This is a genomic window from Oceanospirillum sp. (assembly GCF_048265165.1).
Taxonomy (GTDB): domain Bacteria; phylum Pseudomonadota; class Gammaproteobacteria; order Pseudomonadales; family Halomonadaceae; genus Oceanospirillum.
The window spans coordinates 735397-759475 of the sequence record NZ_JBLXCD010000002.1; the positions used below are offsets into that span (position 1 = coordinate 735397).

A 24079-nucleotide genomic window follows, 5' to 3' on the forward strand; every position below is an offset into this window, starting at 1 on the left:
TCACTACTTCTGGTTTGGACCGCCTCGTATTCAAAACAATTATTCCAAGTATTTTTTCTCAGTCCGGTTTTTATTTTTATAATCCGGGCTGGCATCTTAAAGCATTGCTTTTTTATTGTTGTTGCAAGCCTGAGATGCATGAGTTTGCTGTGGTTAACCTCGACCTGATTTATTGTTGTTGTTTCAGGTTTGGCATTTTGTTCGGATATTTATTTTTGTTGTTTCCGATTCTGCCTGATCTTTTCCGCTCTGATTTTTGTTTTTATTGTTTGAGCGTTACAAAATCTGCCAGTTATTATTTTTATTGAGTTGGCTGTTAGTTAACCGTGTTCTTGTTGTTCTTACTCGTATAGATTGCACTTGCTGTGCCATGTTTTAAAAAAGCTATTTAAAACAGTTGGTTATCTGTTTCGATGTAAAGTTTGCTTGTGGCCGAACAAAAGATTGTTACCTGTGAAACCATTATTTTCAGGGTTGCCTGTGTGTTACGGTAACACTCTGTGAAGATCTCTCTTGGGGGCTGGTCAGAATTCTTTTGACGAGGGTCAATAAAAAAAGAGCGGATGTTATCCGCTCTTCTTCGATGCTGCTTTTTTTCTTGGAATCCCAAGGCGTTGACGTCTTTCCCAGAGACATTTTCTGCTGATACCTAGTCGTTGGGCGAGCTCTGTTTCGCTCATCTGGTCCTGATGTTCCAGTACAAAGTGCTGGAAGTAATCTTCAAGAGAGAGATCCTCCGGAGCCTTGGTGCCGTCATTACGTGCAGCAGAACGCTGGGATTGTGGCGTCATGCCAACAGAGGGAAGCGCGGATTGAACCTGGGGCGGCATACGGGTTAAATGCGTTATTTCTGGGACAACGCCCATATCATCACTATGAATGAGATTGCCCTCTGCGAGAATGACGCCGCGTTCGATAGCATTTTCCAGCTCCCGTACGTTACCCGGCCAGTCATGTTGCATGATGGCATCGGAGGCGTGCTTACTGAAGCGCAGGTTTGGGCGATCCATGCGCTTACAGGCTTCCCCTAATAGAAACTCTGCAATCTCCAGGATATCCTCTCCTCGGTCTCGGAGTGCGGGTAGAGCGATCTCCATGACGTTAAGGCGATAGTAAAGATCGAGACGAAACTCACCTTCGCTGGAAAGTTTTTTTAGGTTCCGGTGTGTGGCAGCGACTAAACGAACATTTACTTTTTTTGATTGCACAGAGCCGATACGCCTGATCTCACCTTCCTGCAGTACGCGTAGCAGACGTGCTTGCGCCTCCAGAGGCAGTTCACCGATCTCATCAAGAAACAAGGTTCCACCATCGGCGGCCTCTACTAAACCACTGCGGTTAGTATTTGCACCGGTAAAAGCACCTTTCTCATAGCCAAAAAGTTCGGACTCAATCAGTGTTTCAGGGATAGCCGCGCAGTTCACGGAGATCATCGGCTCTCCTTTGCGGCGGCTATAATTATGAATCGCCTTAGCAACCAGCTCTTTACCAGTACCTGATTCGCCCTGAACCAGTACTGTAGCTTCTGTTGGTGCGACTTTCCTGATGCGCTGGTAAACCACCTGCATGAGCGGGCTATGGCCGATCATGCCCATGGTGCCAGCATCGGTTGATGCTGCTTCTGCTTCTTCAATAACACTGGCTGCGGGCTGTTCTGGCTGATGTTGAGCCAAAATGCGGTTAACCGTCTCCAGCATCTCATCGTGATCAAATGGTTTGGCGATGTAGTCCACAGCCCCTTGCTTCATGGCATCAACGGCGGAGCGCATGCTGGCGTAGCTGGTCATAATCAGGACAGGAGTATCTTCTGCCAGTTTAATCAGATCCGTACCGGGTGCTTTTGGCAGGCGCAGATCCGAAATGACTAAATTATAGTGATTACTCTTTAAGTGGCTCAGAGCATCATCTACCGATGCCGCTTCGCTGACTTCAAAGCTATGGCGCTCCAGCAGTCTTTTAAGAGCTGAGCGAATAATATCTTCATCTTCTACTATCAGAATCTTGCTCATTAGTACTTCCACGCGGATTCGCTTTTGGCTTCAGCATGGTAGAGAGGCAGGGTGATGGTGACCTCTGTTCCACGACCTTGCATCCGATCTGCGGGGCTGCTGATCTGAATATGACCATAGTGTTCTTCTATGATGCTGTAGACCAGTGCTAAGCCGAGACCGGTTCCTTCTCCGGGATCTTTGGTAGTGAAGAAGGGCTCAAATATATGCTCTAACTGTTCTTCAGGAATACCGCAGCCACAATCCGTAACGCTTACCCTGGCTGTATTGTCCTGAATGGTAGCAGTTATAGTAACACTATCACCTGCGTCTGAGGCATCTCTTGCGTTACCCAATAGGTTAACAAATACCTGAATCAGTTTCTGAATATCACCGATGACGTAAAGGTCATCCGGGCATAAATTGCTGAATTCAATATCTTTTCCCTTTGAACTCAAGGAGATAAGGTTAATAGCTTCATCAACAGCGTGCCCGATAAGAAGAGGCTCCTGCGCTGCCTGGTTGGTGTGTTGGCCTGCATGGGCGAAACTAACCAGTGAATGCACGATACGTGTTACCCGTTTAGTCAGCTGTAGAATCTGTTCAGCGGTTTCAGCTATCACCTCCGGGTTATCTGTCTCATATTTCAGGTTCTGAACAAGGGAGGAGATACCGGTAATGGGATTGCCAATTTCATGGGCAACACCTGCTGCAAGCCGCCCGATACTGGCCAGTCGTTCGCTGTGTACGAGTTCCTCTTCCAGCTCCTGAGTTTCGGTATGATCCTCCAAAAGAATCACCGAGCCGCCCATGTGTGACAGTGGTTCTTCAATATGGGCTTTGTGCAGAGAGAACCAGCGGGATTTTCCGTTGTCCTGCTGTACTTTCTGAAACAGGTGAGGTGTATGGCTACTGACAAATTCACCCAACAGGTCTTTCCAGGGTTCCGGTAAGCTGTCAAAGCGGGAGCCCACAACCTGGTCTACGGGGATGCCGGTTAGTTCAGACATGGTGTTGTTCCACATCAGGATTTCATAATCGTTACCCAGGGAACAGACACCGATGGGCAGATACTGCAGCGTCTGCCGGTGGTAGCGGCGCAGTGAGTCCAGCTCTTTAGCCAGGCCGGTCAGTTGATAACGGTAATTCTCCAGCCGGGTTTCAACAAAGTGAATATCTTCAGAGTTATGGCTGTTGGCGCTGGCCTGATAGGGCAGGTGTTGGTCAACAATTTCCTGGGCGATAGCAGGGCCCATCAGACCGGACAAATTGGCTTGGATTCGGTCTCTAAGACGGCGCAGGGCATACGGGCGTCCGTCTGTTGGCATCAGCTCCAAATCCTTCAGCGCATTTCTGACTTCCCGCTCTGCCGTCATTTTCCCCAGTGGAATCGCTAAAAAGCCAATAAAGTCCTCACAGGTTCTGGCAGCCAGTTGCAGGCGATGAGGTCGGGAAAGAGCATCCACCGAGCAAGAGCTTGCCCCGGCCTTCTCTTCATCGCTTGGCTGCAGGAACAAAGAAGTAAAAATGAAAACAACAATATTGATGATGATGGATGCGAGGGCGACGTCATACCAGCCGTCGCCTCCAGAGTGAAAAACCAGATTAGTAGCGGGTAGAGTGACTTGCTCTAAGTTATAAAGCAGAGGAACAACCTGGCCGAAAACCCAGATGCCGATACCCGCACAAAGACCTGCAACCAGGCCAATGCGGTTAGCGGTTGGCCAGTAGAGTACTGCCAGTATTCCGGGCAGAAACTGCAAAATACCGATGAAGGAGGTCAGTCCCAGGCTCGCCAAATCATGTTTTACCCCTAATGTCCGGTAGAACAGATAAGCGGCCAGAATAATCAGGCCTATCAGCAGGCGGCGAAACCAGAGCAGCCAGTTGTAGATATCAAACTTGGCACCGGGCTGATAAACGGGCAGAACCAGATGGTTTAGGGTCATGGCGGCTAAAGCCAGAGTGACCAGAATAATGGTGCCGCTTGCGGCGGAAAGTCCTGCGATAAAAGCAAAGATGCCAATCCAGTTTTCTGCACCACCGGCTCCGACACCCAGTACGGTATATTCTGCTTTCAGAGGGATGCCTTCAGCCATGCCAGCCCAAAGAATAAGAGGTACCGGAAGGCTCAAAAGTAGCAGATAGAGAGGAACAGCCCAGCTGGAACGAAACAGTACATCCGTAGATTGATTTTCGGTAAAAATAATATGGAACATATGTGGCATAGCCACTGCTGCGGCAAAGAATAATAGAAGCATGGTACGCCACTGACCGGCCTCAAGCGGTTTCTGTAATGCCTGTAATTGATCCGAATGAGCTGTTAGCCAGATATCTAAGCCCTGAAAACCACCAAAGACCTCAAACAGGATATAGGCGCCGATGGCCAGCATGAGTACCAGCTTGATAACAGACTCAAAGGCAATAGCAACCACAAGGCTCTCGTGTTTTTCCCGTAGAGAGGTATGACGAGCGCCGAACAAAATAGCAAATAGAGTCATTACCATGCAGAAGCCGAGCGCCAGGGTGTGAGGTGAGGCTTCATTGGTGAGAATATAGATGGAGTCTGCAACAGCCTGAATCTGAAGTGCTAGCAGGGGTAGAGCTCCCATTAGCATAAGTACTGTTACCAAACTGCCAATCCACCGGCTACGGAAGCGAAACGCAAAAAGATCGGCCAGGGATGAGAGCTGATAGGTTCTTGTGATTCGTAGTATCGGCACTAAAAGTACAGGCGCAAGCACAAAAGCACCGGCAACGCCGAGATAGTAAGAGAGGAACCCGTAGCCGTACTGGTTCGCCAACCCAACAGAGCCATAGACGGCCCATGCGCTGGCATAGACTCCCAGAGACAGTACATAAACCAAGGGGTGACGCGTTATTTTTCGGGGTAACCAGCGTCGCTCGGTTGCATAGGCGGCTGTAAATAATAGCAAGAGGTAGCCGACGCCGATGGCGGATACCTGGCCCAGGCTAAAACTAAAGCTCATCCAATTTTCTCTTCTGTTCAAGCCAGATGGAAATACCGATCAGGGCACCCCAAACCAGATAAGGGCGGTACCAGCTGCCGTTACTGTCGCCCCACCAGTCCATCAGAATCGGGGAAAAGAGGTAGCCGGCAAACACCAGAAAGAGAATTAAACGGTACATATACATAGTCGTTTCACTATTTTGTTCTTATTAAGTGTTGTTTGGTGATGTTAAGAGCGTATTTAACAGCCATAAGCTTTAGGTTGATTACGGCAGGCTCGCTTCAGGAATCTCCTGCTTCATAGATAATCGGGATGGGTCCCATTGGTCGGCAGCCCAGTGAAGAATATCAGAGTAAGCGCAGGCCTGTATCTCCTGCTCCGGAAAAACCTGCAGTGCGGCAAGCGCTCTTAGCAGGAGTTGATGCTTCTCTTTGCTATTGATTGCCGGTGCCAGGTTCTGTTTGCTCAGCTTCTGACCATTGGCCTGAACGATCACGGGAATATGGGCATAGGTTGGCGGGCTGATATTCAGGTGTTTCAGCAGTTGCAGCTGGCGCGGGGTACTTTCCAGAATATCATAGCCTCGAACAACCTGATTGACCCCTTGTTCCTTGTCATCCAGCACCACCGCCAGCTGATAGGCAAAGAGTTTGTCTCGGCGTTGAATAATAAAGTCACCCACCTGATCCATCGGCCATTGGCAGGGCCCCTGGATTCTGTCTTCGATACTGAAACTACAACCAGTTTTAAGGCGAACTGCGCATTCGGCGTCAGTAGGTGGCGGGTTTTTACGGCAACTGTTTGGATATACAGTATATCCTTTAAGCTGCTTTCGACTGCACTGACATCGGTAAGCCTGGCCCTGATCAAGCAGTTGATTTACCTGATCCTGATAGCGCTCATTCTGCTGACTCTGATACATCACCTTGCCATCCCAGAAAAGCTCAAAGGCTTCTAGAGCCTGCAGGATTGCATCGCTGGCGCCGGGCTGTTCACGGGGAGGATCGATATCTTCAATACGCATCAGCCATAAGCCGTCGTGAGCCTTCGCATCCAGATAGCTGGCCAGTGCTGCCACCAGCGAACCAAAATGCAGTGGGCCGGATGGCGTTGGAGCGAAACGGCCGACATAAGTGCCTTTCCCCGGAGTGAAAGCAGGATTAATGGTGCTGTTTTGTTGGTTATGGGGCGCATCAGAAAGCATTGGAATCTTTGTTTCTACTGGTTACACGAAGGTTAAAGAGCTGTTGAAACTGACAGACATAAAAAAACCAGCCGGAGCTGGTTTTTGTTGCTGTACATGCTGACGGATTAACCGCCAATCTGACGCTCTTTTATTTCCGCCAGGGTTTTGCAGTCCACGCACAGGGTTGCCGTTGGACGTGCCTCAAGACGGCGAATACCAATTTCAATACCGCAGGACTCGCAGTAACCGTAGTCACCTTCGTCGATATCGTTAAGGGCTTCATTGATTTTTTTGATCAGCTTGCGTTCACGGTCACGGGTGCGAAGCTCCAGACTGAACTCTTCTTCCTGAGTGGCACGATCAGCCGGGTCGGCAAAATTGTTCGCATCTTCCTGAAGGTGCTGAACTGTACGGTCAACCTCTTCCATCAACTCTTGTTTCCACTTCAGCAGAATCTGGCGGAAATGCTCCAGCTGTCCATCATTCATGTATTCTTCGCCGTCTTTAATATCATACGGAACGAATGATTTTAGCTCTGGGTTGTTGGTTGCATTCTCTGGCATACGACTGCCCCATCATATTATGTTGTTGGTGGTCTGGGGGATGCCCGCCGATAAATAGTCCATCATTGGCACCCTCAGCAACGGACAAAATCCTGTCACGTTTTTGAAAGCCATGCTTATTTAGCTGAAAAGTAAGAAAAAAGCAAATTCTGAGGCGAATTTATACAGTTTTTTACATTTCAGAATACCGGCAAAGTGCTGGTAAAGCTGCATACTTGTTTGCTTTTCACTATGATGTTCAGCTCTGTTGAGCGTGGCTTCATAGTTGAAACCCTCTGTTTTAATATTCAGGAGTAGTGTATGTCACTGTCGGATTTCCAATGGGCAAGCCGTGTTGCGGATATTGCGCCTTTCCATGTCATGGCGCTGTTGGGCCGTGCCCGTGAGCTTCAGGCGGAGGGCCGGGACATTATTCATATGGAGATTGGTGAACCAGACTTTTCATCGCCTCCACAGGTGATTGAAGCTGGTCGGCAGGCGCTGGCCGACGGTCATACAGGCTACACTCCTGCGATGGGTATTCCTGAGTTGCGTGAGGCAATTGCAGATCATTACCAGAAAGCCTATGGCGTTAAAGTCGATCCTTCCCGTATTTTGGTAACTCCCGGAGCTTCCGGGGCTCTCTTGCTACTGGCGGCCCTGCTGGTTAACCCCGGTGATCAGGTGATGATGGCCGACCCGACTTACCCTTGTAACCGTAATTTTATGCGTTTGTTTGAAGGTCGGTCACAGCTGGTTCCGGTAGGCGCAGATAGTCACTTTCAGCTTAATGCGGATCATATTGAACAACACTGGAATGCCAAAACCCGTGCCGCCATGCTGGCAACGCCATCCAACCCAACGGGTACCTTGGTGAACCTGGATCAGTTGACGGAAATTTCCCAGGCGGTGAGCGCGAAAAAAGGGGCCCTGATCTGTGATGAGATCTATCAGGGGCTAACCTATGGTGTTGAGGCGCAAACGGCACTGGCGGTGAATGATGACGCTTTTGTTATCAACAGTTTTTCTAAATATTTCGGTATGACCGGTTGGCGGCTGGGCTGGTTGGTGGCTCCTGAGTGCGCTATGCCGGAACTGGAAAAGCTGGCGCAGAATGTATTTTTGTCGGCGACGACGCCATCTCAATATGCTGCCCTGGCGGCTTTTCAGCCGGATACGATTGCTCTGCTTGAGGAACGTCGGGCAGAGTTTGCGCGGCGACGGGATTACCTGTTACCGGCGCTACGTGAGCTGGGTATGTCGATTCCGGTGACGCCGGAAGGTGCGTTTTATATCTATGCTGGTATCGATCACCTGACGGATGATAGCTTCAACTGGTGTCAGGATCTGCTGGAAGAAGAGGGGGTTGCTACAACGCCGGGGCTGGACTTTGGTATTGCCGGTGCGCGTACCACAGTGCGTTTTGCCTATGCTGCCAGCATCGATAAGCTGGAAGAGGCTGTTGAACGTATCGGACGCTTTATTCAGAAACGGGCCTAAACAGAAAACAGATCAGGGAAACCGAATATGCGTTGGTCATCACCACTTCAGTCGGCCACTTTGTTAAAGCGCTACAAACGTTTTATGGCAGATGTGGTGCCGAGAGATCTCTCTGGACAACGGGAGGGTGGTGCGGAGCAGCTCACCCTGCACTGCCCCAATACCGGCTCGATGAAAAACTGTATGGGTGAGAGCTGGCGGGTCTGGTACTCCGATTCCGGGAACCCTAAGCGTAAATATCCCTGTACCTGGGAGCTGTCAGAAACCCCCGACGGCAACCTGATCTGTGTGAACACGGCGCAGGCAAACCGAATCGTCAAGGAAGCGCTACAGAGTAAGGTTTTGGCTGAGCTTGCGGCTTACGACTCCATTAAGCCTGAAGTAAAATATGGCGCTGAAAATAGTCGGATCGATTTCCTGTTGACCGCAGAGGGGCTGCCGAACTGCTATGTCGAGGTGAAGAGCGCTACCTTGTTGGATGAGTCTTTTGGCAAGGGGCAGGGCTTTTTTCCGGATGCGGTTACTGAACGGGGGCGTAAGCATCTGCGTGAGTTGCAGCAGATGGTGGCTGAGGGTCACCGTGCCATTCTGTTGTTCTGTGTGAATCACACAGGGATCGACCAGATTAGTGTGGCGGACCATATTGATCCGGCCTACGGCCGGGTGCTGCGGGAAGCACTACAGGCAGGGGTTGAGGTTCTGGCCTATAAATCGTTGATAGATACTGAAACAATTCAACTTTGGCAATCTGTACCTGTTGTCTTATCTGAGCAGGCTTATTTCTGATCTTCTGCCCTAGTGCGATCAATACTCTCAGCGGTCATCAGCATTACCTCTCCGGTCTCACTGATCTCATAAGGAATCTGGCGTAGCTTTTGTCCTGTACATGGGCCGTGAATGCATTCGCCGGAGTCGATCAGAAATTGTGCCCCGTGCATCGCACACTGAATCAACTGTTTGCTGCTGTCCAGAAACTGATCCTGTTGCCATTCAAGGTTGACGCCAAGATGCGGACACTCATTGGCATACAGATAAAGCTTATGTTTTTTCTTTACCGCAAAGAGAGGGCCTATGGGGGTCTGAAAACCTTTACTGGTTTTGTTGCCGATATCATCCAGATTACAAAGTACGTACATGGTTTTTCTCTAACCGGGCATAAAAAAGCCGTTTGCAGAGCAAACGGCTGAGAAGGTGGTGCGTTGTCTGATTCCGAAGTTGGATAACCTCTATTAGACTGCGCCATCATAGAAAACCGTTATGACTTTAATATGACAGCTGGAATGACAGAGATTATTAACCACTGAGGCTCAGCAGCACCGGTCGTAACGCAACCGGGTGCCATGGTTCAGGGACATCACCAGCTCATCGGCTGAGATCTCTTTCGGAAAAAAGCAGCCGGATATATTGGCCTGAGCGATGCTGGCACCTTCAAGATTTGTCTGGCTGAAGTCTATACCACGCAGATCAGCACCCCGAAAATAAGCATTGCTCATATCCAGTTTGTGGGCATTCATCTCGCGCAGATCCAGTCCTCTGAAGTCACCGCTGCGTAGATCTGTCGTCTCATCGCAGGAGCGGGCTTGATTAAAAGCCCCGATATCTTCTTCTCTTAGTAGCTTATACAGCTTGTTATCAAGCAGGTGGGGTTTTTGACTCATAACCGACTCCTTTTGGCCAATGGCTACTCGCAGTATATTTGAAAGATATGTTACAGCCCAAACTGGCGGCGAATACTCATTAGTAGCTTGGTGCTTGCATTATCTTCGTCAGTATTGATGACGATAGTATAGTCCGTTTCATCTGCGGCGATACTATCCTGCTCTGCCAGCTGCTTATTCAGAACAGAAAGATCCGCTTCAGATGCATCATTGTTTGATGTCAGGCGTTTTTTGATCCGGCGCTCGAGTGTTTGCTCGCTTGCTGTGAATGAAAGTGTCAGAGCGGGAACTCCAAGCTGTTCCGCTTTATCACGCAGAGCATCACGCTGCCAACGTTTCAGGTTGGTGGCATCAATAATCACAGGTGTTGCTGAATAAATGACGCAATCTGCCAGTTCTGCCAGTTTGTCATAGGTGCGCTCTGTGGCTTCCGGAGTATAGATACCGGCATCCAGCTCAGAGTGACTGTCCTGGTGTGCGCTCAGACCAAACAGGCGTTTACGCTCAACATCGGAGCGGATACGTATAACGCCCAGCTCCTTGATGACCGCCCGGCTTATAGAGCTTTTACCTGAACCGGATACGCCATGGGTGATCAGCATAAAGGGCTGTTCAAATACGGTGTAGGATTCCGCCAGGTCGATATAGCTCTGGTAGTCCGCTTCGAGTTTGGCGCGCCCCGCTTCATCAATGGACGGGTCCAGTAGCATAAAGCGCGTTACCTTGGCACGAACCATGGCACGGTAAGCTTTGTAGAACGGCAATAGTTGAATGCCTTCGTAGTCACCGGTCAGCTCCAGGTAGAGGTTGATAAAGTGGCGGGCCAGCTCTTTTTCACCGCGGGCTTCCAGGTCCATCACCAAAAAACCGGCATCTGAGATCACATCGATCCAGCGGAACTCATCGTTAAACTCGATGCAGTCAAACAGAGCAACCTTGTCTTTACCCGTTTCCTGAATCAGGGCCACATTACCTAAGTGGATATCTCCATGGCACTCGCGAATCATGCCGTTGGCTTTGCGTCGGGCAAACAGTGGCTCCAGGCGAGTAAACGTATCCTGCATCCAACCTTCCAGCTGGGTGAGCTGATCCAGTTGTGACTTTTCACTTAGCATCTCGCGGATCTGATCGAAGTTCTGTTGTGCGGGTGCCAGTACTTCTGCTGGGCTGCCGAGCTTCATACTGTCATCAGCCTGGCGAATTTCAGCGTGGAAACTCGCAATCTGGTGTGCCAGTGAATCTATGTGAGCGGTTGTCACCATGCCTTCGGCCTGCAGGTTGCTCAGCAGGCGGTCGCCATCGAATTGCTTCATTCGGATGGCGTATTCAAATGGGGCAGAATCATCACCTAAACGAGGAGCATCTTCACTACCGGAGATCGGTAGAACATCCAGATACAGATCCGGAGCCAGGCGTTTATTCAGGGCTACTTCCTGCTCGCAGAAGAATTTGCGTTTCTCCAGAGTGGTGAAGTTCAAAAAGCCGAAATCCATCGGTTTTTTGATTTTGTAGGCGTAATCACCTGTCAACAGTACCCAGGATATATGGGTTTGGTACAGTTTAAATTCCCCTGTGTTGTGTGGATACAGGGCTGGGTTCTGAAGTGCCTCAATCAGCTGTTGGCTCACAGGCGGTCTCCTTAAAATTCAGTATTCGGGGCTCGTTGTCCGTTCTGTTACACCGGCGTATCGGTCAGCCTTTTTGACCCATAGTGCGTGCTTCAGGTGGCCGGAGCAATCAGCTTAAGGTCTGAGGTGTTTACCCCAGACCCGTTATGATCGGCAAAATTACCTGCTAACTCAGCGCAGCAAACGCCTTACGGGCTGCGGCAAGCGTTTTCTCAATATCGTCATCTGTATGGGCAGAAGATACAAAACCTGCTTCGTAGGATGCCGGAGCCAGATAAACACCCTCTTCCAGCATGGTGTGGAAGAACTTATTGAAGTGGTCATTATTGCATTCCATCACATCGGCAAAACCGGTTACAGCAGATTTGTCGGTGAAGAACACACCGAACATGCCGCCCGCTTTCTGGGTGATGAAGGGAACGCCGGCTTCTTTTGCTGAGGCTTCAAGGCCTGCACACAGTTTATCTACTTTGGCGAACAGGGCATCGTGGAAGCCCGGTTTGCTGATGCTGTCCAGCAGGGCGATACCCGCAGCCATGGCCAGCGGGTTACCGGAAAGGGTGCCAGCCTGATAGACGGGCCCCAGAGGTGAGATATGAGACATGATCTCTTTCTTACCACCGAATGCGCCTACCGGCATCCCACCACCGATAATCTTACCTAGTGTGGTCAGATCCGGCTTAATGTTGAAACGCTCTTGTGCACCGCCCAGAGCAACACGGAAACCTGTCATCACTTCATCAAAGATCAGCACGGTGTCGTGTTCATCACACACTTCACGCAGACATTCCAGAAAGCCCGGCTGCGGCGGAATGCAGTTCATGTTGCCGGCAACCGGCTCCACAATAATGCAGGCGATCTGATCGCCAATCTGTTTGAAACATTCCCGCACATTTTCAATGTCGTTATACGTCAGGGTGATAGTGTGCTCCGCCAGCGCTTTGGGTACGCCTGGAGAGTTTGGTTCACCAAAGGTCAGGGCACCGGAACCCGCTTTAACCAGCAGGGAATCGGAGTGGCCGTGATAGCAGCCCTCAAATTTTACGATCTTGTCACGACCGGTATAGCCGCGGGCCAGGCGGATCGCACTCATGGTGGCTTCCGTCCCCGAGTTCACCATGCGTACCATCTCGATATTCGGCATGATCTCGCAGATACGCTGTGCCATGGTGGTTTCGATTTCAGTGGGGGCACCAAAGCTCATACCGTCATCTAGACGATCTTTTACTGCCTGCAGCACGGTGTCGTTGGCGTGACCTGTGATCATTGGGCCCCATGAACCTACATAGTCAATGTACTGTTTGTCATCTGCATCAAACAGGTATGCGCCTTTCGCGCGCTTGATAAATACCGGCGTACCGCCAACACCTTTGAATGCACGTACCGGAGAGTTAACGCCGCCAGGAATAACGGTTTGGGCATTGGCAAATAGCTGTTCTGACGTAGACATAGGGTTCCCTATAACTGTTGTTTCTTAAAAATTGCTAAAAACGGTTTGAGGAGGCCGCAGCCTCCCGAAAGTAATGCGCCCATCATACCTAGGCATGATGATGTGATACAGCGCTGCTGCACCTTATTAAAGATTGATTGTAGCTAAACGTTGACCTGCAACGGGGCTCTGGGTAAGCAGAACCTGTTGAGTGCCTCTGAAGGATCATGAGTACCGAACAGGCTGTTAACCACAGCAATCATATCGGCACCCTGATCAAACACCTGACCGGAATTGTCTGGATCAATACCACCAATTACGACAATGGGACGCTGAAAGCGAGCCTTTGCCTGCGCAATTAATGCTAATGGTGCCGCCGGTGCATCCGGTTTGGTCGCAGACGGGAAGAAACGCCCAAAGGCCAGATAATCTGCTCCGGCATCCTGAGCTTGTTGTGCCAGCTTCAGTGATGCATGGCAGGTTGCGCCCAGTATCTTATCTTCACCCAGTTTACGGCGTGCATCCGTCAGTGAGCCGTCACTTTGTCCCAAATGGACGCCGTTGGCATCGATCTTCAGAGCCAGCTCCAGGTCGTCATTAATAATGAGAGGCGTATCGTATTGCTGACACAGGTTAAGCAGGCGAATAGCGCGTGCTTCTTTATCCTCAGCGGTTGCGGTTTTTTCCCGATATTGCAGGCAGCCAATTCCGGCTTTTAAGGCCGCTTCGGCCTTTATAAAAAGCTGTTCACCGGGCATCAGTATGCTGTCGGTGATGGCGTAAACCGGGGAGCGTTCAAGGGATTTCAGGAAACGCTGTTGGGAAGATGTTTTTTGAATCGGGCTCATACCTGTCGGGTATCCTGTAGATAACATTTCGGAGCTCGGGTCAGGACCTGTCGCTCCAGAAAAAACGGTTGGGCAGATACTGGCCATCACTGAGCTTGTGGGCCTGCTCAAGGCTCTTCCATGTGAAATTTTGTGCCATCTCAACCGCGTTGCAGATATCGGCACCTTGGGCGATCAATGCGGCGCAGGCCGCTGCGAAAGTACAGCCACTGCCGTGGTATTCGCCAGGCAGGCGGGGCCAGCTTTTCTGCTGCATCTCACCGTGGCTGCCAAAGAGCTTGTTCACTACATCAGCGGTCTCTGCGTGGGTTCCGGTAACCGCAACATGCTGACAGCCTTGGCTAATCAGGTGGTGCGCCTGTGCGGCAACGGAGTCAGCATTGGGGCTGAGTTTTTTCAATTCCTGAGTGTTCGGTGTTAGCAGCAATGTGTGTGGGAGAAGCAGATCTGAGACAGCGGCTACCATCTCCTGCGTGGTCAGGCTTTTGCCGCCACCAGCTATTAAAATTGGATCAAAGATTACGGGTAGATGAGGGTAGTCCTGTAAAAGAGTGTGAATCGCTTCAATATTCTCAATGCTGCCCAAGAGCCCGATTTTGATTGCGCTAATGGGCAGATCATCAAGAATCATACGTGCCTGAGTGATTAGATCGTTAGCGTTAACCGGGTGTATGCCCTGAACATTATGTGTATTCTGGGTTGTGGTAGCCGTAATTACCGTTGCGGCATAGCCACCCAGGGCTCGTATGGTTTCGATGTCAGCCTGAATACCGGCACCACCGGAAGGGTCATGCCCAGCCAGTACCAGAGTTACCGCGAGATTGGGGATTGAACTCATCGTCACGCTCTCTATCGCTTTCTGCGTTAGCCTGAAAAAGGCTTGACCACAACCAGAATAATAATCCCAATCAGTGCAAATACCGGCAGTTCGTTAAAGACCCGATAAAACTTATGGCCGCGGGTGTTTCTGTCTTCGGCAAATAGCTTACGGTAGTGGCCGCAGGCAAAGTGGTAGCCGATCAGCAGTGTTACAAGCGTTAGTTTAGCGTGCATCCAGGGCTGTGACAGATAATAGCTGGCGTTCATGCTGATGAGCCAAAGCCCAAGTGCTACAACCACAATCATTGAGGGTGTTGTGATGCCGCGATAAAGCTTACGCTCCATGATTTTGAAGCGTTCGTTTCCTGCCTCATCCGTTGTTTCCGCATGGTATACGTAAAGTCTAGGCAGATAAAACAGCCCGCTGAACCAAGTGACCACAGCGATAATGTGAAATGCTTTAACCCAAAAAAAATCCATTATGACTCCTCAGTGCTGCTCTTTTTATGCAGTATGTAAAAATTCATTATCGATAGAAACCTTCAATCATATCCCGGGTGACAATGCCGATAACCTCTCCCTTTAAGCCTGTTATATACAGTGTGTCGGTACGCATATCTGAGATCTGTGCCTGGGCCTCAGCCAGAGTAGCTGTTTGAGGCAGCGGGCTGGCGCTGAGCCTATCCTCAGAGGGTACCTCGCTAAGGACGATTTCTTTCAGGCTTTGTCCGTTTTCCTGTACATCCAAGTAAACGTAGTTGGCTAAATCTGACGTTGGCATAAGAACAAAGTGATCATTATCGTCTTCATGGATCAATAGCCAGCGAGGTTTGGCGTTCAGAATTGTTTTAGCCATTCCGATACTCAGCTTATCCGTACATCGTTTAAAGTCTTTGCTCATTACAGCGCAGACACCAGTGCGGCTGAGTATCTGAGACAGTGCTGGGTCGTGAAGTTTAAGACCTTTTAATTCGAGAGCATACTGGAACACTGAAGGGTGGTCCGGAAGCAGGTAGCGACTGGTCAGTGTTGCGCAAACCACAGCCAGCATACCGGGCATGATGATGTGAGGGTTGCCTGTCAGCTCCATTAAAGCCATTAGCGCCGCAAGAGGTGCCTGTAGGCAGGCGGCCATCATGCTCGCCATACCTATCATCGCATAGATATTGATATCCGATACCTGAGTCCCGGCCAGAAAAGAACCGATATGACCTGTTGCAGCACCGAATAATCCCCCTACAACCATAATCGGTCCGATGATACCAATGGGTACGCCCAAGCCAAAAGTAGTGGCTGTCAGCAGCAGTTTGCAGATGGCCAGAAGAAGTAATAACCCCAGGCTTAGGTCGCCGGTGAATGAAAGATTTACCAGGTCAAAGCCACTGCCCATAAGGGAGGGTAAAAGAGCTGCAAAAAGGGCTGTCAGTAACCCTGCTAATAAGAAACGAATCTCAACAGGCCAGTGATGAGTTCGGAAAAGAAGGCCTGAGTAGCTGATAAACAGTGCGGCAAAAATACCAATAATAATGCCGCTGGCAGATACCCAAGGCAGCTCTGCCAGGGTATAGAGAGCCTGGGGAGCTGTGTTGAAAAGACTCCCTCCTCCCAGAAGTGATTGACTCAGAGCTGTACCGGTAACCGAGGCCAGAATGATAGGAGTGAACCCCACAAGAGTATATTCTGCGACAATGACTTCCATCGCGAAGATAACCCCTGCAATAGGCGTATTAAATGATGCCCCTATGGCTGCGGCAGAACCGCAGCCAACCAGCAAGCGAATACTGTTATTAGGAAGCTTCAGATGAACGCCAATCAGACTGCTGATGCTCGCACCCATATGGACTGCAGGGCCTTCGCGCCCAGCTGATAGGCCACTGGTAAGGCTTATTATCGCATTGACAAACTGGCCCACCGCATTGGGCCAGGGCATATGGCCCTGGTTGAACGTGAAGCGCTCGATCACATGTGGCACACCGTTTGAACGCCAGCTTTGTTTCGACAGCCGGAAAATAAAGGCCAGCAGCAGACAGCCAATAATTGGAGCCAGTATTCGTATGGTAAGTGATAGCGCTTCATGGTTTTCAGGCTCAATCCCCAACAGTGACTCTGTGGCCAGATTCAGGCTGATAATAAATATAACCATCACCCCCCCGGTTGCAATGCCGGAGATTAATCCAAGTAAAGCCAGTTGAGGCAGTGCATCAAGGTGGGCTAAACGGTCACGAAAATGTTGTAAAGATAGCCGCTGGAAAAAAAAATTCCGAAACAGGTTTTTAGTCAAAGTGACATCCAATGATCAATAGGTGTTGCATACATAAGTCCATAGTTTTGTGTATTATACCGAGATTCGATTCAAGAGTTCGATCTAGGACTGAACAGTGGAGAGCGACAGTGATTAAAGTCGGTATTGTTGGCGGCACCGGTTACACCGGAGTTGAGTTGTTACGTTTGTTGGCACAGCACCCTGATGCTCAGGTTGAGGTGATTACATCGCGATCCGAGGCTGGTGTTGCCGTAGCTGACATGTACCCGAACTTACGTGGTCACTATGATCTTGAGTTTACAGTGCCTGATACAGATACTCTTGCTGCTTGCGATGTCGTGTTTTTTGCAACGCCTCACGGCGTGGCTCATAGTCTGGCAGGTGAGATTCTAGCCAGTGGCAGTCGGGTTATTGATCTTTCTGCGGATTTCCGTATTCGTGACCCAGAACTTTGGGCCGAGTGGTATGGTCAACCCCATGGTGCCCCTGCGCTACTGAACGAGGCGGTGTATGGCTTGCCTGAAACACAACGTGAACAGATTAAGTCAGCCCGGTTGATTGCTGTACCGGGTTGCTACCCAACGGCCGTTCAATTGGCAGCCCTGCCGCTGCTCGAAGCTGGCCTGATCAAGCCTGAAATTGTGGCTGACTGCAAGTCTGGTGTAAGCGGTGCAGGCCGGGGTGCGAAAGTGGGTTCTTTGTTGTGTGAAACCAGCGAATCTATCATGGCCTATGGCGCTTCCGGGCACCGGCATCTTCCGGAGATTTCTCAGGAGCTGAACCGTGGGGCAGGTAAAGATGTTGCACTGACTTTTGTACCTCATCTGATGCCGATGATTCGTGGCATTCATGCCACCGTCTACGCTGATCTTTTGGAAGGGCAAAACATTGACCTTCAGACTCTGTACGAAAACTGCTATAAAGATGAGCCCTTTGTTGATGTGATGCCAGCGGGTTCTCACCCTGCAACACGGAGTGTAAGGGGTGTAAATATGTGTAGAATTTCGTTGCACAGGCCGCAGAATGGCAACAAGGTTGTGGTACTATCTGTGATCGACAATTTAGTTAAAGGTGCATCCGGGCAGGCTATTCAGAATATGAATATTATGTTCGGTCTTGAGGAAAATGCAGGGCTCAACCAGGTAGGATTGATGCCGTGACCATAACAATAATGAGTTGCCAGGTATGACAATGGTCAAAGGAAGCAAACAGGATCAGTTGGAAATTGTTTCTTATAGCCCAATGGAGCGTTTTTTACGCCGTTCGGTTTTTTTATTGTTTCTAGTCGTGATTGTACTTGCCGGGTTTGGTTACGGCCAATACCAGGGGTGGGAAGAGCGCCGTTCAGCCGTAATCGAGCGTGATGAATTACGCGAAACTCTGACAGAGTTAGAAAAAGAAAATGAAACAATGCGTCAAAAAGTTGCCGTACTGTCTCGCGGTAACCAGATTGATCAGAAAACCTACGCAGAGGTCCGTAATACGATTACAGATCTCAATGCTCGCATTGCACAGCTTGAAAATGAAGTAACTTTCTACAAGCGTGTGATGGCTCCCAGCAGTGAAGACAAAGGCCTTAGGGTTGAAAGCTGGACGGTGGCAAAAACACTGAATCCGTCACGTTTTAGTTTTAAGCTGGTCCTTACTCAGGTTGCAGACAATAATAATTATATAGAAGGTCGCGCACTGGTGAGTATTGTTGGGCTTCAAGGAACAACCCGACGTGCTCTACCTCTGCGAGACTTATCATCGGATGTTAAAGACCTGGGTGTCAGGTTCCGTTTTCGCTTCTTTCAGAATGTAAGTGGTGAGATGGTTCTGCCAAAAGGCTTTAAGCCAGAGAAAATCGAAGTGATTCTGCAGTCTACTGGCCGTAAGGCGATGCGGGTTGAAAAGAATTATGAATGGTCAGTTCAGGAGGCCGTTTAGGCATGTTTGGAAAAAACAGCAAACCAAGTACACATCATTTTGATACCTTGGTGTCAGGTAAGGCAGAGATCGTTGGTGACCTTCATTTCAGCGGTGGCTTGCACATCGATGGAAAGGTGTTTGGTAATATTATTGCCGAAGATGACTCAAAAGCGGTGATACGCATCAGTGAGAAAGGTGTTGTCGTAGGTGAGATATCGGCCCCGCACGTTATCGTGAACGGTCAGGTGTCCGGTGATATTCACTCCTGTGAGCATATCGAATTAGCTTCCAGGGCCACCGTTAATGGCAACATCTTCTATAATATGATCGAAATGGTAATGGGTTCTCAGGTGAGTGGTAACCTGATGCACCGTTACCGGGGCAAGCCAGAAAATCGCCCGGCAATGCCTAAGAGTGTAACTCATGAAAAACCTGTGTTTAACGAAGGTGTTGAGGCCGACTCTAAATCAGTTAAAGCTGTTGCAGATGCAAAGCCTGCCGTAGCGCCTAAAACTACGGGTGCAACTCCTGTTGCAGCGGGTGCAGTAAAAGACAAAAAAGCGGAATAACAGCTGAAGGCAGCTTCAGATTGCTATTGTGCTGAGCCCGCACTCTCTCAGAAGATGTGCGGGCTTTTTCATTTGTGCTTTTGATTAGCCATTCGATAACTATAGTAGTTGACTGTTTTGGTAGGTTAAGCAGATAATTCACTTTGATGACTTTTTCGGAGCGAACAATGACGGCGGACATATATATTCCCCAGGCTATGACATTTAGCGATTCAGCGGCTAATAAGGTTCGTGAATTGATTGATGCTGAGCAGAACCCGGAACTGAAGCTGCGGGTTTATGTAACCGGTGGAGGCTGTTCGGGTTTTCAGTATGGTTTCGATTTCGATGAAAGTAATCAGGAAGACGACACAGTTATCGAAAATAATGGTGTTAAAATGGTCGTTGACCCGATGAGTTATCCTTACTTAGTGGGCTCTGTTGTAGACTATCAGGAAGGCTTACAGGGTTCGCAATTTGTTGTACAGAATCCCAATGCAACCACCACCTGTGGCTGTGGGTCTTCGTTTACTGTTTAGCGATGAGAGTTGAGCGGTGAGTTTAAAAGGCAGCTAAGGGCTGCCTTTTTTATTATATTTTTGCCAGCCAGATTGTTCGAGGCTATGCCGGATAGATAGCGCCAAGAATACGTTCACCTTTTGCGCCGGTTGCACTGGGTAGGTTTCCGGGTAGGTTGTTCAGCGTCTGACGAGCCAGCCATGCAAATGCAGCCGCTTCAACCCAATCCGGTGCAACGCCGAGATCGGCTGTTGTTTTAAGGGATGCCCCTGGGGCGAGTTGCTCTATCTGCTCGATGAGCAAAGTGTTGTGGCTGCCGCCGCCGCAAAGAAATACTTCTTCGCAGCTATAAAAGTTAATCTGGTCGGCGATAATTCTGGCTGTCAGCACTGTCAGGGTAAAAGCTATATCCTGCCAGCGGTTATTTGAAAGCTCCAGTTTTGGATTGAGCCACTCCTGATTAAAGTATTCACGGCCTGTGCTTTTCGGGGCTTGCTGAGAAAAATAAGGGTCTTCAAGCATTGCGCTCAGTAATTCGGGGATCAGTTGACCCTTGCGTGCAGATTTGCCTGCATGGTCAAAGTTATCACCTGTATTAAGCTGGTGCCAGTAGTCGATAAGGCAATTGCCGGGCCCGCAGTCAAACCCCAGCCCAGCGTTAACAAGTGTCAGGTTGCTGATGCCACCAATATTGATAATAGCCTGCTCACTATTAGTGTCTGGTCGAGCCTGGTGGGTAAAAAGCCATTGGTGAAAAGCGGGTACTAAGGGTGCTCCTTGGCCGCCCGCAGCAATATCGCGGCTGCGAAAATCACAAACAACACTGATTCCTGTTTTTTCCACCAGTCGGGCATGGTCGGTAATCTGTAGTGTGTAGGCCAAAGGGTTGTTCGGTGCGTGATCGATCGTATGCCCATGGCTACCAATAGCGATAACTTGGTCAGCGCTAAATTTACTCTCCTGCAATAAGCGTGCGACCGCTTCCGCAAATAAGTCTGCCAGTTGACCGCTGATTGTTGCCAGAATGGCTTTGTCGCAGGATGGGGCCAGAGCCAGCTTGAGCAATTCTTTGCGAAAGCTGGCCTGATAAGGCATATCAAGGGCATGCAGGATATGAAATCCCGAATGTTTGCCGTCTTCTCGGATAAACTCAATCAGTACTGCATCAACGCCATCAGCACTTGTTCCGGACATTAGCCCTATATAGATGTCTCTCACTGCTCAAGTTTAGCCAGCTGTACCATAGGGTAAGTTTCAAGGTTGCTAAGAAGGTTCGATGCATATTGGTCAAACCTTTCGCGTTCTTTATCGGCGATAGGCTCGACATCAGGGAATTTGATAGCAACAGGGTTCTTATGAATCCCATTAATGCGGAACTCATAGTGAAGGTGAGGGCCTGTGGCTAAGCCCGTACTACCCACATAACCAATAATCTGGCCCTGTTTAACTGTTTTGCCTTCCTTGATTCCTCGACCAAACTTGCTCATGTGTGCATAGAGAGTAGTGTATCTGCTGCCATGTTTCAGTACGACGTGGTTGCCATAGCTTCGGCTGTAGCGGGACTTTATGATTTTTCCATCGCCTGTTGCTTTGATTGGCGTACCTGTTTTGGCGGCATAGTCGGTGCCGCGATGAGAACGGAAGCGATTTAAGACAGGGTGAAAACGGCGCTTAGTAAAATGAGAGCTGATGCGGGTAAAGTCTACCGGTGAACGTAAAAACTGTTTGCGCATGCTGCGCCCATCAGGAGAGTAATAATCCGCTTTGCCTTCCTGGTCTGTATAGCGAACTGTGCGATGGGTTTTCCCCTGGGTTGTAAATTCGGCAGCGAGAATATTACCATCCCGAAAACGAACCCCATCAAGGTACTCTTGATAGTAAAGAACCTTGAAATGATCGCCGGGCCGAATATCGAGTGAAAAATCGATATCCCAACCAAAAATATTAGCTAGGCTCATAATTGTTTGTTGGCTTAGTGCTGCATTTTCACCGGCTGTAAAAAAGGCACCGTTAATAGTTCCTTCAGAAAAACGTAAAACCCGCTCGGGTTCACGCGTTAGTGTTTCCTCTATGTAATCACCTTGGTCGCTACGCTTGAATAAAGAAAGAGAAAGAGGAGAAGTATCAAGACGAACAGAAACGAGGTTGTCATTTTTATCATGCTTGAAATGAATGCTCTGTCCTGGCATCAACATAGACAAGTCTGTGGTGACCTGTTCGCTATGTAGTATTTTGTATAGCTCTGATGTCGGAATACCTGCGCGTGAGAAAAGTTCTGATAAAGTCTCGCCCTTTTGAACTTTGTAAGATTGCCAGTCATCAGTAAGCCGGGGCCACGTTTGAATGCGTTCTTCAATCGTTAGGTTGAGCGGGATATCGACGCGTTTTGCGGAAACATCCTGGCTTGATATAAGAGTGACCAGAACAGCCAAAAGGATGGCTAAGCCCAGGATTATATGGTGCTTTAATTGTTGTGCACGTCTAAGCATAAGAAATAAAACCAGAAACTGTAGGTGAAATCGTTGGGTAACCGTACCTGAATGCTATAATGTACGCTATTTTTTCCAAGTTACAATTGGTGAAAAACATTCGACATATGTTGCTGAAATTGACATAGGATAGATAGATGAGCTCCGTTGCAGATGCTTTAGCGCTTATTAAGCGTGGTACAGAAGAAATATTGGTTGAAGATGAACTGGTCAGGAAACTGGAAAGTAGTCGAGTTCTGCGTATTAAGGCTGGCTTTGATCCCACGGCTCCGGACCTGCATCTGGGCCATACTGTACTAATTAATAAGCTGCGGCATTTCCAGGAGCTGGGTCATCACGTTATGTTTCTGATTGGTGACTTTACCGGTCGAATCGGTGACCCGACCGGTAAGAATGTTACCCGTAAGCCGCTGACTGAAGAAGATGTGGCGAAAAATGCTAAGACTTACACCGAGCAGGTGTTCAAGATCCTTGATCCGGAAAAAACTGAAGTCTGCTTTAACTCTGACTGGATGGGTAAGATGACCGCCTCAGAGATGATTGAATTGGCCGCGCAGCAAACGGTTGCCCGTATGCTCGAGCGTGATGATTTCAGCAAGCGATATAAAGGTAATCAGTCGATTTCAATTCATGAGTTCCTGTACCCGCTGGTTCAGGGTTATGACTCCGTTGCCATGAAGGCAGACGTTGAACTGGGTGGTACTGACCAGAAGTTCAATCTGCTGATGGGGCGTGAGTTACAGAAAGGGGCTGGTCAGGAACCGCAGATCTGCATCACTGTGCCGATCCTAGAGGGGTTAGACGGTGTGCAGAAAATGTCTAAGTCACTGGGTAACTATGTTGGTATTAATGATGCGCCGGGCGAAATGTTTGGCAAAATCGTATCCATGCCTGATTCCCTGATGTGGCGTTACTTTGAGTTGCTGAGTTTCCGCCCGATGAGCGAGATCGATGAGATGCGTCGCTCTGTAGATGAAGAGGGTGCAAACCCAAGGGATATTAAAATGGAACTGGCTCGCGAGCTGGTGGCTCGGTTCCATGGTGAAGACGCGGCTGCCAATGCGCATAAAGGTGCCGGCAACCGTCTGAAGGATGGTGAGCTGCCGGAAGATCTGCCGGAGGTCACGGTCGATTTTGAAGGCCAAGGTGAAGTGCCTGTTTCTGCGGTGATCAATAAGGCAGGGCTGACCAAGAATTCAAAGGCAGCAAGGGATATGCTGGCTGCAGGTAGTGTTAAGGTTGATGGTGAAATAGCCGAGGCTGGCCTGAAACTGCACAAAGGAAAAACTTATGTCTGCCAGGCAGGTAAAAAGCAGTTTGCAAAAGTGACACTGGCTTAAGGCTGGTCGTATCTACTTTGGCTGGCTTGAGCAGTACGTGCTTTAGTTGATATATAAAGAAGGCCTGTAGGATGAGTATCAGACTCAGCCTGCAGGCCTTTTTCGTAGAGTAATAATGAGTCTGTCAGAACAAGCGATAGTCAGGCTGGTAGTTGTGTTTCTCTATGACCTGTATCCCTACCCTTTATTTCCTATGCCGCTATCCATTATTCCCCTATACCCCTCCAGCCACTATATATAGGTCAGCACTTTTATTGGTGGGATGCATGTGCAGGCATAGCATGGGGTGGGTTGAAGTAGAGAATATGGGGCTGATATTTCAGCTGTGTAGTTATTTGACTAAAAACTGAAAATTAATTGTCTTTAGGGGTTGTGCTGCTCCGTTTTGTGCGTATAATTCGCCCTCGTTGTCACGGAGCAAGTCTTCAGGCAACGGTTA

22 protein-coding genes are annotated in these 24079 nt (G+C 49.3%); 7 read left to right on the plus strand and 15 right to left on the minus strand.

The genetic code is table 11. From position 1 onward, the window contains the following. Window positions 1-566: 566 nt before the first annotated feature. From ACN0R8_RS06895 to dksA, 5 genes are all read right to left on the minus strand, one after another. Window positions 567-2009, minus strand: a complete 1443-nt coding sequence (locus tag ACN0R8_RS06895) for a sigma-54-dependent transcriptional regulator (protein WP_417596341.1) — start codon at window positions 2007-2009, stop codon at window positions 567-569. Continuing rightward, window positions 2009-4978, minus strand: coding sequence for an ATP-binding protein (locus tag ACN0R8_RS06900; RefSeq protein ID WP_417596342.1), 2970 nt, complete (start codon window positions 4976-4978; stop codon window positions 2009-2011). Before ACN0R8_RS06900 ends, ACN0R8_RS06895 begins: the two co-directional genes overlap by 1 nt. Further along, the gene (locus ACN0R8_RS06905) at window positions 4968-5138 is read right to left on the minus strand and encodes a hypothetical protein (protein WP_417596374.1); all 171 of its coding nucleotides are present in this window, start codon (window positions 5136-5138) and stop codon (window positions 4968-4970) included. Before ACN0R8_RS06905 ends, ACN0R8_RS06900 begins: the two co-directional genes overlap by 11 nt. A gap of 87 nt (window positions 5139-5225) precedes the next feature. Further along, window positions 5226-6164, minus strand: a complete 939-nt coding sequence (gluQRS, locus tag ACN0R8_RS06910) for a tRNA glutamyl-Q(34) synthetase GluQRS (RefSeq protein WP_417596343.1) — start codon at window positions 6162-6164, stop codon at window positions 5226-5228. Window positions 6165-6271: 107 nt separating this feature from the next. Next, window positions 6272-6709 carry an RNA polymerase-binding protein DksA gene (dksA, locus tag ACN0R8_RS06915; RefSeq protein ID WP_417596344.1) on the minus strand — a complete coding sequence of 146 codons (438 nt, stop codon included), beginning with the start codon at window positions 6707-6709 and terminating at the stop codon, window positions 6272-6274. A 300-nt stretch (window positions 6710-7009) separates the two neighbouring features. On the opposite strand from dksA, the gene ACN0R8_RS06920 reads away from it, so the two are divergent. Both ACN0R8_RS06920 and sfsA read left to right on the plus strand, forming a co-directional pair. Next, window positions 7010-8188 (plus strand): pyridoxal phosphate-dependent aminotransferase, encoded by a 1179-nt coding sequence (locus ACN0R8_RS06920; protein WP_417596345.1) that lies wholly within the window; start codon window positions 7010-7012, stop codon window positions 8186-8188. 27 nt (window positions 8189-8215) lie between these two features. After that, on the plus strand, window positions 8216-8974 hold the full coding sequence (gene sfsA / locus ACN0R8_RS06925) for a DNA/RNA nuclease SfsA (RefSeq protein ID WP_417596346.1): 759 nt from the start codon (window positions 8216-8218) through the stop codon (window positions 8972-8974). On the opposite strand, the gene ACN0R8_RS06930 is transcribed toward sfsA, so the two are convergent. From ACN0R8_RS06930 to ACN0R8_RS06965, 8 genes are all read right to left on the minus strand, one after another. Continuing rightward, complete coding sequence (locus ACN0R8_RS06930; protein ID WP_417596347.1) at window positions 8965-9324, minus strand: Rieske (2Fe-2S) protein; 360 nt, start codon at window positions 9322-9324, stop codon at window positions 8965-8967. The genes sfsA and ACN0R8_RS06930 overlap by 10 nt on opposite strands. Window positions 9325-9495: 171 nt before the next feature. Next, window positions 9496-9846, minus strand: a complete 351-nt coding sequence (locus ACN0R8_RS06935; protein ID WP_417596348.1) for a pentapeptide repeat-containing protein — start codon at window positions 9844-9846, stop codon at window positions 9496-9498. Between the two features lie 50 nt (window positions 9847-9896). Continuing rightward, window positions 9897-11474, minus strand: a complete 1578-nt coding sequence (locus tag ACN0R8_RS06940) for an AAA family ATPase (RefSeq protein WP_417596349.1) — start codon at window positions 11472-11474, stop codon at window positions 9897-9899. A gap of 166 nt (window positions 11475-11640) precedes the next feature. Next, window positions 11641-12924, minus strand: coding sequence for a glutamate-1-semialdehyde 2,1-aminomutase (gene hemL / locus ACN0R8_RS06945; protein WP_417596350.1), 1284 nt, complete (start codon window positions 12922-12924; stop codon window positions 11641-11643). Between the two features lie 143 nt (window positions 12925-13067). Then, the gene (gene thiE, locus ACN0R8_RS06950) at window positions 13068-13751 is read right to left on the minus strand and encodes a thiamine phosphate synthase (RefSeq protein WP_417596351.1); all 684 of its coding nucleotides are present in this window, start codon (window positions 13749-13751) and stop codon (window positions 13068-13070) included. 40 nt (window positions 13752-13791) lie between these two features. Next, entirely contained in the window at window positions 13792-14589 is a 798-nt protein-coding gene (locus ACN0R8_RS06955) for a hydroxymethylpyrimidine/phosphomethylpyrimidine kinase (protein WP_417596352.1), read from the minus strand. A gap of 26 nt (window positions 14590-14615) precedes the next feature. Next, window positions 14616-15050, minus strand: a complete 435-nt coding sequence (gene hemJ / locus ACN0R8_RS06960) for a protoporphyrinogen oxidase HemJ (protein WP_417596353.1) — start codon at window positions 15048-15050, stop codon at window positions 14616-14618. Between the two features lie 46 nt (window positions 15051-15096). Continuing rightward, entirely contained in the window at window positions 15097-16713 is a 1617-nt protein-coding gene (locus tag ACN0R8_RS06965; RefSeq protein WP_417596354.1) for a chloride channel protein, read from the minus strand. A 248-nt stretch (window positions 16714-16961) separates the two neighbouring features. Between ACN0R8_RS06965 and argC the strand changes: the two genes are divergently transcribed. The 4 genes from argC (at window position 16962) to erpA (ending at window position 19831) form a co-directional block, all read left to right on the plus strand. Continuing rightward, window positions 16962-17993, plus strand: coding sequence for an N-acetyl-gamma-glutamyl-phosphate reductase (gene argC / locus ACN0R8_RS06970; RefSeq protein WP_417596355.1), 1032 nt, complete (start codon window positions 16962-16964; stop codon window positions 17991-17993). Window positions 17994-18018: 25 nt separating this feature from the next. Beyond that, window positions 18019-18762 (plus strand): DUF6776 family protein, encoded by a 744-nt coding sequence (locus ACN0R8_RS06975; protein WP_417596356.1) that lies wholly within the window; start codon window positions 18019-18021, stop codon window positions 18760-18762. A gap of 2 nt (window positions 18763-18764) precedes the next feature. Beyond that, a complete protein-coding gene (locus tag ACN0R8_RS06980; protein ID WP_417596357.1) occupies window positions 18765-19313 on the plus strand; it encodes a bactofilin family protein in 549 nt (182 codons plus the stop codon). A 167-nt stretch (window positions 19314-19480) separates the two neighbouring features. After that, entirely contained in the window at window positions 19481-19831 is a 351-nt protein-coding gene (gene erpA / locus ACN0R8_RS06985) for an iron-sulfur cluster insertion protein ErpA (protein WP_417596358.1), read from the plus strand. Between the two features lie 82 nt (window positions 19832-19913). Here the strand turns inward: erpA and ACN0R8_RS06990 are convergent, their stop codons facing one another. Further along, complete coding sequence (locus ACN0R8_RS06990; RefSeq protein ID WP_417596359.1) at window positions 19914-21029, minus strand: anhydro-N-acetylmuramic acid kinase; 1116 nt, start codon at window positions 21027-21029, stop codon at window positions 19914-19916. Then, window positions 21026-22300 (minus strand): peptidoglycan DD-metalloendopeptidase family protein, encoded by a 1275-nt coding sequence (locus tag ACN0R8_RS06995; protein ID WP_417596360.1) that lies wholly within the window; start codon window positions 22298-22300, stop codon window positions 21026-21028. Before ACN0R8_RS06995 ends, ACN0R8_RS06990 begins: the two co-directional genes overlap by 4 nt. 137 nt (window positions 22301-22437) lie before the next feature. Between ACN0R8_RS06995 and tyrS the strand changes: the two genes are divergently transcribed. Then, entirely contained in the window at window positions 22438-23640 is a 1203-nt protein-coding gene (gene tyrS / locus ACN0R8_RS07000; RefSeq protein ID WP_417596361.1) for a tyrosine--tRNA ligase, read from the plus strand. Window positions 23641-24079 lie beyond the last annotated feature (439 nt).